The organism is Actinomadura barringtoniae, assembly GCF_017573505.1.
Taxonomy (GTDB): Bacteria; Actinomycetota; Actinomycetes; order Streptosporangiales; family Streptosporangiaceae; genus Spirillospora; species Spirillospora barringtoniae.
Genome location: NZ_JAGEOJ010000009.1, coordinates 85527 through 99143 on the forward strand (window position 1 = coordinate 85527; position 13617 = coordinate 99143).

The 13617-nt window shown below is 68.6% G+C and carries 9 protein-coding genes; all 9 read right to left on the reverse strand.

Translation table 11 applies throughout. From position 1 onward, the window contains the following. Positions 1-32 precede the first annotated feature (32 nt). The 9 genes from J4573_RS22360 to metH all read right to left on the reverse strand — a co-directional run bounded on the left by J4573_RS22360 (position 33) and on the right by metH (position 13467). Positions 33-1814 carry an ABC transporter substrate-binding protein gene (locus J4573_RS22360; protein ID WP_208257754.1) on the reverse strand — a complete coding sequence of 594 codons (1782 nt, stop codon included), beginning with the start codon at positions 1812-1814 and terminating at the stop codon, positions 33-35. A gap of 203 nt (positions 1815-2017) precedes the next feature. After that, positions 2018-3121, reverse strand: a complete 1104-nt coding sequence (locus J4573_RS22365) for an ABC transporter ATP-binding protein (protein WP_307796831.1) — start codon at positions 3119-3121, stop codon at positions 2018-2020. Positions 3122-3230: 109 nt separating this feature from the next. Further along, a complete protein-coding gene (locus tag J4573_RS22370) occupies positions 3231-4322 on the reverse strand; it encodes an ABC transporter ATP-binding protein (RefSeq protein ID WP_208257755.1) in 1092 nt (363 codons plus the stop codon). Continuing rightward, a complete protein-coding gene (locus tag J4573_RS22375; RefSeq protein ID WP_208257756.1) occupies positions 4322-5332 on the reverse strand; it encodes an ABC transporter permease in 1011 nt (336 codons plus the stop codon). Before J4573_RS22375 ends, J4573_RS22370 begins: the two co-directional genes overlap by 1 nt. Positions 5333-5413: 81 nt before the next feature. Beyond that, positions 5414-7180, reverse strand: coding sequence for an ABC transporter substrate-binding protein (locus J4573_RS22380; protein WP_208257757.1), 1767 nt, complete (start codon positions 7178-7180; stop codon positions 5414-5416). A gap of 63 nt (positions 7181-7243) precedes the next feature. Next, entirely contained in the window at positions 7244-8239 is a 996-nt protein-coding gene (locus J4573_RS22385; RefSeq protein WP_208257758.1) for an ABC transporter permease, read from the reverse strand. 420 nt (positions 8240-8659) lie between these two features. Then, positions 8660-9076, reverse strand: a complete 417-nt coding sequence (locus J4573_RS22390; RefSeq protein ID WP_208257759.1) for a hypothetical protein — start codon at positions 9074-9076, stop codon at positions 8660-8662. 154 nt (positions 9077-9230) lie between these two features. Beyond that, positions 9231-9890, reverse strand: a complete 660-nt coding sequence (locus J4573_RS22395) for an HAD family hydrolase (protein ID WP_307796792.1) — start codon at positions 9888-9890, stop codon at positions 9231-9233. A gap of 100 nt (positions 9891-9990) precedes the next feature. Next, complete coding sequence (metH, locus tag J4573_RS22400) at positions 9991-13467, reverse strand: methionine synthase (RefSeq protein WP_208257760.1); 3477 nt, start codon at positions 13465-13467, stop codon at positions 9991-9993. Positions 13468-13617 lie beyond the last annotated feature (150 nt).

Sequence of the window (13617 nt, forward strand, 5' to 3'; positions counted from 1 at the left end):
TTCTCAGACTGTTCTCAGAATGAGGCCGATCTTCAGCCGCCCAGGCGCACCTTGGTGTAGTCGTAAGCCTGGATCGTCGGAATGAACATCGCGTTACGGATGCGGTTCGAGTGGTAGATGGCGAAGTTGGGGTTGAGGAACGGGACCACCGCGGCGTCGTCCATGATCTGCCGGTCGGCGCGATGCCACAGGTCAGCGGCCTTGCCCTGGTCCTGCGCCTCGAGCGCCTGATCGATCAGGCCGTTGACGGCCGGGTTGTCGTAGGCTCCGTAGTTCGTGGAGTTCTGGCCGTAGGTCCGGCCGTCGAACAACGGCTGGATCACGGAACGGCCGTTGTTTCCATACCAGTCCGGGCTCCAGTTCGGCGCCGCGACGTCCCACTTTCCCTCGCGCGCGGCGGCCGGTGACACCAGGCTCTTTCCGTAGAAGTCGCCGCTGCTGTCGGGAGTGATCTGCGCGTTGACGCCGCACGAGCGCAGGTTCGCCTGGACCGACTGTGCGACCTTCGGGCTGTTCCCGCTCACCCGGAACGGGAACTTCAGCGTGAGCGCGGGGTGCCCGGCGGCGGCGAGCAGCGCCTTGCACTTGGCGGCGTCGCCCTGGTCGCCGGGCGTGCCGTAGGTGTCGTACTTCTGGTAGCCGACGTTGCCGGGCGGGATGACCTGGTTGAGCGGCTCGGCGACGTCCGGACCGCCGTAGATCTTCACCAGCGCGGACTTGTCGATCGCGTACTCGATCGCCTGGCGGACCCGCTTGTCGGCGAGCGCCTTGCCGTTGTTCGGGCTCTGGCTGTTGAAGACCAGGAACGGGCTGATGCTCGGCGAGCGGCGGATGGCGAACCGGTCGTCCTTGGCCGACTTCAGCCGCGAGATCGCGGCGGTCGGCACGGGCGAGTCGAGCGCGAGGTCGGCGGTGCCCTGCTCCAGCTGCTGCTGTACGGCGTCCGGCGAGTCCTGCCCGAGGTTGATCTGGATCGCGTCGACGTAGGCGGGCCTGAGCGGGTCCGAGGCGCCCTTCCAGGCGGGGTTGCGGCCGAGCGTGATGGTCCGGTTCGGCGAGTAGCCGGTGATCTCGTACGGGCCGTCCGACAGCGTGTGCGTGCGGAACTCCTGCCCGTCGGGAACGTACTGGTCGTACTCCTTGGGCGCCGCGGAGGCGAACTGCAGGGCGAGGATGTTCAGCATGTCGCCGGCGGGACGGGTGAGCTTGACGACCAGGGTCCTGTCGTCCTTGGCCTTCAGCCCGTCGATGTCGTGGCCGTTCTGGTAGCCCGCCATCGCCGCCGCGTTCTTGGCGTCCACCTTGCCGTAGGCCTTGCAGTAGGCGTCCATGCCGAGAATGGTCGAGCGGTAGTAGCCCTGGCCGCCCGAGGGCGAGGCCGGGTTGCACAGCCGTTTCAGGCCACGCACGTAGTCGCCCGCGGTGACCTCCCGCGCGGGCTTGCTGTTCCAGGTGACGCCGCTGCGCAGCTTGATGGTGTAGGTCTTGCCGTCCGCGCTGATGCCGCCGTTGTCCTTGGTCGGCACCTCGGCGGCGACGTCGGCCTGGATCGGGATGGTCTCCTCGAAGGTGTTCGAGGACCGGGTGAGGAACAGCGGGCGCGCGAACGTCCTCGTCAGCGCGAGCGAGGCGAAGGTGTAGCCGCTGGCGGGGTCGAGGTGGTCCGGGTCGGAGGAGCCGACGATCCGGAGCGTGCCGCCCCGGCCGTCCTTGCCGCCTCCGTCGTCACCGCCGCCCCCGCAGCCGGCCAGCGACGCCGCGAGGATCCCCGCGATCGCCCCGGCCGTGACGACGAACCTGGACCTGCACACCATCCGCGTCCTCCCGGCTGCCTTGAGTCACCTCATATCCGGAAGACCTTGCAAGGCCGGGAAGGCTGGCGCCATACGGCTTGGAGGATCGTGACCGAAGCTATATCGGCCGGGAACGCGAGAGCCCGCGCGGAACGCGTCCGCGCGGGCCGGTCACCTGCCGCCGGGAGGCGATGAGGTGCTCGTGTTACTGCTGGTGAACGCCGTTACTCGGTGTCCTCCGCCGGGGCGTCCGCGGGCGCGCCGGCGCCCGGGGTCACCGCGGCCTTGGCCACCAGGTCGGTGGCGCTGACCGAGGTGTTCTCCGGGAAGTGGCACGCGGCCTGGTGGCCGGGGCTCAGCTCCACCAGCGGCGGCTCGACCTGCTTGCAGATGTCCTGCGCCTTCCAGCAGCGCGTGTGGAAGCGGCAGGCGGGCGGCGGGTCGAGCGGGCTCGGCACGTCGCCCTGCAGCCGGATCCGGTCCTTGCGCTCGCGCCTGCTCGGGTCGGGCGCGGGGACCGCCGACAGCAGCGCCGTCGTGTACGGGTGCATCGGCCGCTCGTACAGGTCCGCCCGGTCCGCGACCTCGACGATCTTGCCGAGGTACATGACCGCGACCCGGTCGGAGATGTGCCGGACCACCGACAGGTCGTGCGCGATCACCACGTAGGTGAGGTCGAGCTCGTCCTGCAGGTCCTCCAGCAGGTTCACCACCTGGGCCTGCACCGACACGTCCAGCGCCGAGACCGGCTCGTCGGCCACGATCAGCTTCGGCCGCAGCGCCAGCGTGCGGGCGATGCCGATGCGCTGCCGCTGACCGCCGGAGAACTCGTGCGGGTAGCGGTTGTAGTGCTCGGGGCTCAGCCCGACCATCTCCAGCAGCTCCTGCACGGCCGCCCGGATGCCCTGCTGCGGCCGCTCGCCCTGCAGCTTGTACGCGGCGCCGATGATGGCGCCGACGGTCTGCCGCGGGTTCAGCGACGAGTAGGGGTCCTGGAAGATCATCTGGATGTCCCGGCGCAGCGGTCGCAGCTGCCCCTGGGACATGTGGGTGATGTCCTGGCCCTCAAAGGTGATCTTGCCGAAGCTCGGCTCCAGCAGCCGCATGACCATGCGGCCGGTGGTGGTCTTGCCGCAGCCCGACTCGCCGACCAGGCCCAGGGTCTCGCCCTTGCGGACCGAGAAGGAGACCCCGTCCACGGCCTTCACCGCGCCGATCTGGCGCTTGAAGACGATGCCCTGGGTCACCGGAAAGTGCTTGCCGAGGTTCTCGACCTCCAGCAGCGGCTCACCGCGGCGCGAGGCGCCCGCCTCCTTGCTCGTCGTCACCGCGGGCGCGCCCTCCGCCCGGGTGTCCTCGGGTCCGGTCGCCCGGTTCTCCGATGTGCTCACGATGTCTCCACGTTCTCGATCGGGGAGGCTCCCCCGTTGCTCCCCATCACAGCTTCGGCGCGATCTCGTCGTTCCAGATCTGCCGCCGCGTCTCGGCGGGCAGGTGGCAGGCGACCTTGTGGCCGGGCGCCGCCTCCCGCAGCTCGGGACGCTCGCTGGTGCTCTTGCCGCCGGTCCTGTCCGCGAACGCGCAGCGCGGGTTGAACGCGCAGCCCTCCGGCAGGTTGATGAGGCTGGGCGGGGTGCCCTTGATCGGCAGCAGCCGCTCGGTCCGCTCGCGGTCCAGGCGCGGCATCGACCCGAGCAGCCCCCAGGTGTAGGGGTGCTCGGGCTTGTGGAAGACGTCGTCCACCGAGCCGTACTCCACGCACCGGCCGCCGTACATCACCAGGATGTCGTCCGACAGCTCGGCGACGACGCCCAGGTCGTGCGTGATCATGATGATCGCGGAGTTGAACTCGCGCTGCAGGTCCCGGAGCAGGTCCAGGATCTGCGCCTGCACGGTCACGTCGAGCGCGGTGGTCGGCTCGTCGGCGATCAGCAGCTCGGGGTCGCACGACAACGCCATCGCGATCATCGCGCGCTGGCGCATGCCGCCGGAGAACTGGTGCGGGTAGTCGTCCACCCGCATGTCGGGCTTCGGAATGCCCACCCGGCCGAGCATGTCGATCGCGTGCTTGCGCGCGACCTTCTTGGAGACGTCGTTGTGGATCCGGTACGCCTCGATGATCTGGTGCCCCACCGTGTAGAAGGGGTGCATCGAGGACAGCGGGTCCTGGAAGATCATCGCCATGTCGCGGCCGCGCAGCTTGCGCACCCGCTCCTCCGACGCGTTCACCAGCTCGGTCTCGCCGAGCCAGATCTCACCGGAGACCTGGGCGTTGCGCCGGTTGTGCAGGCCGAGAATCCCGAGGCTCGTGACGCTCTTGCCCGAGCCCGACTCGCCGACGATGCCCAGCGTGCGGCCGCGTTCCAGCTCGAACGACAGCCCGTCCACCGACTTCACCACACCGTCGTCGGTCGGGAAGTGGATGCGCAGGTCGCGCACCTCCAGGTAGGCCGACGGCGGCCGGGAGGCGGCGGCGCCGGCCGTGCCGCCGTTCAGCGTCTCGGCGCGCCGCGTCTTCTTGTCCGCCATCAGGCCAGCCTCACTCTCGGGTCGGCGACCGCGTACAAAATGTCCACCACCAGGTTGGCCAGGATCACGAACAGCCCGGTCGCCATCGTCACGCCGAGCGCGACGGGCAGGTCACTGCGCGAGATCCCCTGCAGCATCAGCTGCCCGAGGCCGGAGAACGAGAACGTGGTCTCGGTGATGACGGCGCCGCCGAGCAGGAGGCCGATGTCCAGGCCGAAGATGGTGATGATCGGGGTCAGGGCCGACCGCAGGCCGTGCTTGGTGATCACGGTCCGTTCCGGCAGGCCCTTGGCGCGGGCGGTGCGGATGTAGTCCTCGCTCATCGTTTCCAGCATGCCCGCCCGGGTGAGCCGCGCGTACATGGCGGCGTACAGGAAGGCCAGCGTGATCCACGGCAGGATCAGCGCCTGGGCCCACAGACCGGGGTTGGCGGCGAACTCGTGGTACCGCGGTGTCGGAAGCAGCTTCAGCTGCCGGCAGACGAGCCAGATCGACACCAGGCCGGTGAAGAACATGGGGAGCGAGACGCCCGCGAGCGCGGTGCCCATCGACAGCCGGTCGAAGATGGTGCCCTTCTTGAGCGCCGAGATGACGCCGATGGTCACACCGGAGAGCAGCCACAGGATCGCGGCGCCGAGCGCGATGGAAAAGGTCACCGGCGCGCGGTCCAGCAGCAGGTCGGTGACCGGCTCGGTGGTGCGGTAGGAGTAGCCCAGGCACGGGGCCGGGCAGTGCGTGACGCTGGTTCCGAACTTGTAGTCGGAACCGACGAAGATCCCTTCGATGAAGTGCCAGTAGCGCACCAGGAAGGGGTCGTCGAGGGCGAGCTTTGCCTTGACGCCGGCCAGACCTTCGGGGGTCACCTCCCGGCCGAGGTAGCGCGCGGCGAGGTCGTCGGTCGACTGACCCGCCAGCTTCGGCAGCAGGAAGAAGATGCCGAACGTCACCAGGCTGATGATCGCCAGCAGGAGCACGGCGACCAGAAGACGCCGGATGATGTATCGGATCACTTCGTGCGGCGGCGGTCCCCGGCCCGGCGCGCCCTGTGGGACGGTGCCGGGCCGGAGACCTCTGCCTTCACCTCTTCAGATTTACTTGAGGCCGAGGTTGGCGTAGTCGTACATGCCGGAGTAGCCGTAGTTGATGAACACGTTCGTCAGCTTCGGGTTCCGGTAGTACAGGTTCTTCGCGTACAGCATCGGGATGATGGAAGCGTCCTCCATCACCGCCTGGTCGATCTTCTGGTAGACCGCGTTACGGCCCGCCTCGTCCTTGATGGACACGACCTGCTGGAAGTCCTTGGCGATGTCCGGAAGGTCGATGTGCGAGATGTTCGACGAGCCGGTGCCCTTGAGCGCGCCCGGGTCGGTGATCTGCTGCAGGAAGCCGAAACCGCTCGGGAAGTCGGCCGCCCAGCCGTAGACCATCAGGCCGAGCTGGTTCTTCTGGACGAACTTCGGGTCGCCGACGACGCCGCCGGTGTAGCCGTCCTCGGGGTAGTTCTTGATGTTGACCGTGATGCCGGCCTTGGCCAGCGAGGCCTTCACCGACTCGGCGGCCGCCTTCTCCTTGGGCCGCTCGGTGCGGTAGGAGATGTTGGTGGTGAAGCCGTTCGGCTTACCGCACTTGGCCAGGTGCTCCTTGGCCTTGGCCACGTCGCCCTTGTCACCAGCGGTCTGGTACAGGTTGCCGTAGTCCTTGTAGCCCGGGTTGCTCGGCGGGAGCACGGTGTGCGCGATGTCGCCGCCGGTGGTGCCACCGTAGGCGTTCTGGTACCCGGTCTTGTCGACCGCGTACTGCACCGCGATGCGGCACTCCTTGTTGTCCAGCGGCGCGACCTGACGGCTGATCGCGGTGTACCAGAGGAAGCCGGACTTGGGGTTGTCGGCGTTCCCCTTCTTCTCCGAGTCCGTCAGGATCTGCGACCGGGCGGCGGCGTTCACGCCGTTGCCCTGGACGTCCATGTCGGCGCTGCCGTCGATCTGACGGTTGTCGACCTCGTCCGGGGCGACGCCCAGCTGCACGTCGATGCCGTCGAGCAGCTGCTTGCGGTTGGAGTCGCTGGTGTCCCAGTTCGGGTTCTTGCTCAGCTTGATCGACTTACCGGGCTCGTAGCTGTCGAGCTTGTACGGGCCGGTGGAGACGACGTGCTTGGCGTAGTTCACGCCACCGTTGGCGCCGGTGTCGGCGGCCTTCGGGACCGGAGCGGTCTGCGGGATCGTCGCCAGGTAGTCGAACTCGGCGAAGGGCTGCGCCAGGTGGAAGACGACGGTGTTGTCGTCCGGCGTGGTGACGCCCTTGAAGTTGTCGAGGTTGGAGTCCTTGTACACGCCCTTGTACTTGTTGGGGTTGTACAGGTACTGCCGGAAGTAGACCGGCCCCTTCTCCATGACCTCGGGCGAGTAGTTCGACCGGGCGACCGCGTACTTGACGTCCTTGGCCGTGACCGGGGTGCCGTCGGAGAACTTGATGCCCGGACGCAGCTTGTAGGTCCAGGTCTTCAGGTCCTTGCTCGGCTGGCCGAGGCCCGTCGCGAGGTCGGGGGTGATCTCCAGGTTGCCCTGGCCGCCGACCGACTTGAAGGTCAGCAGCGGGCGCGCGTAGAGACGGCTGAAGTTCCACGCGGTGGCGTAGTACATGTTGCCGGGGTCGGTCGAGTCGAAGTCCCCCGTGCGCAGCATGTGCAGCTGCCCGCCCTTCTTGTCAGAAGGGTTGACGATCTGCTTGCTGCCCTGGTCGAAGACGCCGCTGCCGCCTGAGCTGCTGTCATCATCCCCACCGCCGCAGGCGGCGAGCACGAGGGCGGCGCTGACGCCCACCGCCAGAACGGCGGTGCCCCTCCGTGTCGTTCTCTTCATTGTGTTCGCTCTCCCTTTGGAGGTGTGTCGGTCTCGATTACGCGAGGGACAGTGATTGCGGGGTCAGCGCGAGGACCTCGGGTCCAGCGCGTCCCGGAGGCCGTCACCGAAGAGGTTGAAGGCCAGCACGGTGATGAAGATCGCCATGCCCGGGAAGAACATGAAGTGCGGCGCGACCTCGTAGACCTCCTTGGCCTCGTTCATCATTCCGCCCCAGCTGGGGGTGGGCGGGATGATGCCGACGCCGAGGAAGGACAGCGACGCCTCGAAGATGATGTTGGTCGGGATCATCAGGGTCGCGTACACGAGGATCGGTGCCCACAGGTTGGGCAGCAGCTCGCGGAACAGGATGTAGGGCGCCCGCGCGCCCATGCTGCGGGCGGCGTCGACGAACTCGCGCTCGCGCAGCGACAGCGTCTGCCCGCGGATGATGCGGCCGATATAGGGCCAGCTGAAGAACCCGATCACGAAGATCAGGAAGGCGACGCGCAGGCCGTTGCCCGAGAGCCCGAACGCGCTGTAGGGGAAGACGCCGACCAGGGCGATCGCGAACAGCAGGAGCGGGAAGGCCAGGAAGATGTCCATGGCGCGGGCGATGATGGTGTCGACCCAGCCGCCGAAGTAGCCGGCGATGACGCCCAGGGTGACCCCGATGACGACGGCGAGCATGGTCGCCAGGAACGAGATCAGCAGGGAGTACTGGGCTCCGTGCACGATGCGGGCGAAGATGTCACGGCCCGCCGGCAGGTCAACGCCGAACCAGTGGGAGGCGCTGATGCCCGAGTGCATGAAGCCGGTCTTCGGCCGCGACAGCGTCGGGTCGATCAGATCGGTGTGCGGCTGGTCGGGGTCGCTCACCAGGAACGGCCCGACGACGGCCATGAGGATCAGCAGCACCACCATGATGCCGCCGCCCATGGCGACCTTGTCGCGCTTGAGCCGCAGCCAGGCGATCTGCCCGAGCGAGCGGCCCTGGATCGCCTTGCGGTCGATGCCCGCAAGGACGGCTTCCGGCTGGGCCTCAGCCTCAGAGCCGGTCGCCTCGATCGGTGCGGTCACGCTCCGTACCTCCTACAGTTCGGCCTGTTCGGCCACCCCTCGGCCGACCCGGACATGGCCCGACCGCGGAGATCGTCCGCCGTCGATGCCCGTTACGCCGTGTTTGCTGCTGGGAAACCTAACCCCTCGGCACGACTGTCCATCGCGTGAACGGGCGTCTGCTAGTACCCGTTTCTGACTTGTGATCTCGTCGTCATCTGGGGCACACGTGACCTGCACAACACTCCGGACAAATCGCCCAGATATTACGTTCGCCCACCGAGTGCTCTGCAAGGAAACAGCGGTCTAGACCGGGAAGCTTTACCGACTTGAGTCCGTTTCGAGATCGATCGTCCGCAGGTCACCGGGCGTTCACGCAGAAACGGCGGACCGGACCGCCCTTCCGGGCCGGTCCGATCCGCCGTGCGGGTGGCTCGTGCGTTACTTGATGCCGCGGTTGCGGAGGATCTCCTCGATGTCGGCCAGGTCCGGGTCCATGCCCGCCGAGGCGCCGCCCTTCTCGACGGCGCGCTTGGGCCGGCCGCCCTTGGGCGCCTTCGCCTGCTTGGCGCGCTTGCCCTCCGGGACCTCGCCGTCGGCGCCCGCCCGGCGGCTCAGCATGACCCCCGAGGTCAGGTAGAGCATGACCGCCACGCCGGCCAGGATGACGCCGGCCCACTTCACAGGGCTGAACGCAAGGTCGGTGATGAACTTGGTGACGCCGGTCATCGCGGCGGCCGCGGGCACCAGGGACAGGGCCGCCCCGCGCATCCCCGACGCCGCTCCCCTGCGGCGGTAGACGCCCCAGCTGATGAACAGCCCGAGAGCGGTGACGGCGTAACTGATCAGGTCGATCATGCGGGCCCCTTAGTCCGTGCCTCCGTGCTCATCCCATGGTCACACGGTAATCGGGCAAGACCACTCCTCCACACGGAGGATCCCGCCCCTAGGGGCTGAAACCCAGGTATCAGTACCTCCACCCTCCGCACCCCCCGGACCGACTACGTCAGTATCAGTCCACGAGTGAGACCAGGAAGGGAACGTCGACCTCCGTCAGCGAGCCGACGATCGTGCGGCCGGGGGCGGGCTCGGGCGGCACGACGCCCGGAACGGCGATCGTCGGGCAGCCCGCGGCGGCGGCCGAGGCCAGGCCGTTCGGCGAGTCCTCGAGGGCCACACAGCGCCGCGGATCGGCCCCCAGGCGCTCGGCGGCGGTCAGGTAGGGCTCGGGGTGCGGCTTCATGTGCACGACCTCGTTACCGGCCAGCGTGAGGTCGAAGGCGTCCCGGCCGATCGCGTCCAGCACGGGCTCGACCAGCAGCCGCTGGCTGGAGGTGACCAGCGCGATCGGGATCCCCGCGTCGCGCACCTCGCACAGCAGCTCCTTGGCGCCCGGCAGCAGCGGCACGTGCGACGACAGCAGCTCGGACATGCCGTCCATCATCCAGCGGCCGATCTCCTCCTCCGGGACGTCGGTGCCGGTCTTGGCGACCATGTACGCGGTCGCGATGGCCAGCGACCCGCCGACCAGGTGCGTCTGGTCGGCCTCGGACCAGGTGCCGCCGAGCCGGGCCATGATGCCCTCCTCGACCTCGAACCAGAGCCGTTCGGAGTCGATCAGAGTCCCGTCCATGTCGCACAGCACGGCCTGCAGTCGTCCGGCGCCGCTCACACGATCCCCCTCGAAAAACCGATCCTTCGGATCTCGAGGTTAGGTGACGGCGCCGGGCGCTGCGAAAACGGCGGGTGCGATCCGGGTGGACCGGCGGCGATCAGGTGTTGAAGTACTTGGCCTCGGGGTGGTGGACGACCATGGCGTCGGCGGACTGCTCGGGAACCAGCTGGAGCTCCTCCGACAGGCTCACGCCGATCCGCTCGGGCTGGAGCAGCCGCACCAGGGTGGCGCGGTCCTCCAGGTCCGGGCAGGCCGGGTAGCCGAAGGAGTAGCGGGCGCCCCGGTAGCCGAGCTTGAAGAAGTCCTGGACGTCGTCGGCGTCCTCGGCGCCGAACCCGATCTCCGAGCGGATCCGGGTGTGCCAGTACTCCATCAGCGCCTCGGTGAGCTGCACCGACAGGCCGTGCAGCTCCAGGTAGTCGCGGTAGGCATTCTTGGCGAACAGCTCGCCCGTCGCCTCGGCGATCTTGGAGCCCACGGTGACCAGCTGGAAGGCGACCACGTCGGTCTCCCCCGACTCGCGCGAGCGGAAGAAGTCGGCCAGGCACAAGTGCCGGTCGCGGCGCTGGCGCGGGAAGCTGAAGCGCTCCCGGTCCGAGCCGTCCTCGTTGAGGATGACCAGGTCGTTGCCCTCGCTGACGGCCGGGAAGTAGCCGTACACGACCGCGGCCTCGATCAGGCCCTCGGTCTGGACACGGTCCAGCCACATGCGCAGCCGCGGCCGGCCCTCGGTCTCCACCAGCTCCTCGTAGGAGGGGCCGTCGTCGCCGCGGGAGGGCTTGAGGCCCCACTGGCCCATGAACGTGGCCCGCTCGTCCAGGAACGCCGCGTAGTCGGCCATCGGGATGCCCTTGACGATCCGGTCGCCGAAGAACGGCGGCGCGGGCACCTTGTTGTCGGTCGCCACGTCGGACCGGGCGGGCATCTCCTCGGGCTCGGTCACCTTGAGGGTGGCGCCCTTCTTCACCCGGCGCTCGCGCAGCGGCGGGAGCTGGGCGCCGTCCTCGCCGCGCTTGACGGCCATGAAGGCGTCCATCAGGCGCAGGCCCTCGAACGCGTCGCGGGCGTAGCGGACCTCGCCCTCGTACAGCTCGGCCAGGTCCTGCTCGACGTAGGCGCGGGTGAGCGCGGCGCCGCCCAGCAGCACCGGCCATTCCGAGCCGAGACCCCGGGAGTTCAGCTCCTCGAGGTTCTCCTTCATGATGACGGTCGACTTCACCAGCAGGCCCGACATCCCGATCACGTCGGCGCGCTCGTTCTTGGCGGCGTCCAGGATCGAGGACATCGGCTGCTTGATGCCGAGGTTGACGACCTCGTAGCCGTTGTTGGACAGGATGATGTCGACCAGGTTCTTGCCGATGTCGTGCACGTCGCCCTTGACGGTCGCCAGCACGATCCGGCCCTTGCCGCCGTCCTCGGCCTTCTCCATGTGCGGCTCGAGGTAGGCGACGGCGGTCTTCATGACCTCGGCGCTCTGCAGCACGAACGGCAGCTGCATCTGGCCGGAGCCGAACAGCTCGCCGACGGTCTTCATGCCGTCCAGCAGCACGTCGTTGACGATCTCCAGGGCGGGCCGCTCGGTCAGGCCCTGGTCCAGGTCGGCGTTCAGGCCGTCCAGCTCGCCGTCCACGATGCGGCGCTTCAGGCGCTCCCACAGCGGCAGCGCCATCAGCTCGGCGGCGCGGTCGGCCTTCATCGCCTTGGTGTCGACGCCCTCGAACAGCTCCATGAACTTGTGGAGCGGGTCGTAGCCGTCCGAGCGGCGGTCGTAGACCATGTCGAGCGCGACCTTGCGCTGCTCCTCGGGGATCCGCGCCGTCGGCAGGATCTTGGAGGCGTGCACGATCGCCGAGTCGAGCCCGGCGTCCACGCACTCGGCGAGGAACACCGAGTTCAGCACGATGCGGGCGGCCGGGTTCAGGCCGAAGGAGACGTTGGACAGGCCGAGCGTGGTCTGCACGTCCGGGTAGCGGCGCTTCAGCTCGCGGATCGCGTCGATGGTCTCGACGGCGTCGCGGCGCGACTCCTCCTGGCCGGTGCCGATGGTGAACGTGAGGCAGTCGATGATGATGTCGCCGACGCGGATGCCCCAGTTGCCGGTCAGGTCCTCGATCAGCCGGGAGGCGATCTCGACCTTCTTGTCGGCGGTGCGGGCCTGGCCCACCTCGTCGATGGTCAGCGCGATCACCGCCGCGCCGTGCTCCTTGATCGAGGGCATCAGCCGGGCCATCCGCGAGTCGGGCCCGTCGCCGTCCTCGTAGTTGACCGAGTTGATGACCGCGCGGCCGCCGAGCATCTCCAGGCCGGCGACGATCACGTCGGTCTCGGTGGAGTCCAGCACGATCGGCAGGGTCGCGGCGGTGGCGAAGCGGAAGCCGAGCTCCTTCATGTCGGCGACGCCGTCGCGGCCGACGTAGTCGACGCACAGGTCGAGCATGTGGGCGCCGTCGCGGGCCTGGTCGCGCGCGATCTTCACGCAGTCGTCCCAGCGCTCCTCCAGCATCGCCTCGCGGAACGCCTTGGAGCCGTTGGCGTTGGTCCGCTCGCCGATCGCCAGGTAGGAGGTGTCCTGGCGGAACGGGACGTGCTGGTAGAGCGAGGCGGCACCGGCCTCGGGACGCGGGCGGCGGTCGGCGATCTCACGGCCGCGCACCCGCTCGACGACCTGGCGCAGGTGCTCGGGCGTCGTGCCGCAGCAGCCGCCGACCAGGTTCAGGCCGAACTCGCGGGTGAAGGTGTCGTGCGCGTCGGCCAGCTGCCCGGGGGTGAGCGGGTAGTGGGCGCCGTCGGCGGTCAGCTCGGGCAGGCCCGCGTTCGGCATGCACGACAGGCCGATGCGGGCGTGCCGGGCCAGGTAGCGCAGGTGCTCGCTCATCTCGGCGGGACCGGTCGCGCAGTTCAGCCCGATCAGGTCGAGCTCCAGCGGCTCCAGCGTGGTGAGCGCGGCGCCGATCTCCGACCCCATGAGCATGGCGCCGTTCTGCTCGATCGTGACCTGGCCGATGAGGACGGTGTCGACCCCGGCGGCCGTGATCGCGCGTTTGGCGCCGATCAGCGCGGCCTTGGCCTGCAGCAGGTCCTGGCAGGTCTCGACCAGCACGGCCTGCGCCCCGCCGGCGATGAGGCCCTCGACGTTGCGCTGGTAGGCGTCGCGCAGCGTCGCGAACGGCACGTGCCCGAGGGTCGGCAGCTTGGTTCCGGGGCCGACCGAGCCGATCACCCAGCGCGGCCGGTCGGGCGTCGACATCGCGTCGGCGACCTCGCGGGCCAGCCGCGCGCCCGACTCCGACAGCTCCTCGATGCGCTCGGTGATGTCGTACTCGCCGAGGTTGCCGAAGTTGGCGCCGAAGGTGTTGGTCTCGACGCAGTCCACGCCGGCGTCGAAGTAGGCCTGGTGCACCGAGCGCACGATGTCGGGCCGGGTCACGTTCAGGATCTCGTTGCAGCCCTCGTGACCCTCGAAGTCCTCCAGGGTGGGGTTGCGGTCCTGGAGCATCGTCCCCATTCCCCCGTCGGCCACGACGACGCGCTGTTTGAGGGCCTGGCGGAGGGACTCTGGAGTGGGTGAGCTCATGGTGTCCAACCCTATCCGGGCTCACTCGCGAACCCCTAAAGCGTCCGTATGGCGGACGCACATCTCTGCGTTCCCTGGCGGGTGAGCGACGCGTGAGACGCCCGTCACGTTGCGGAACGAGTTCCCTCGTGACGGATGGGTCATCAGACC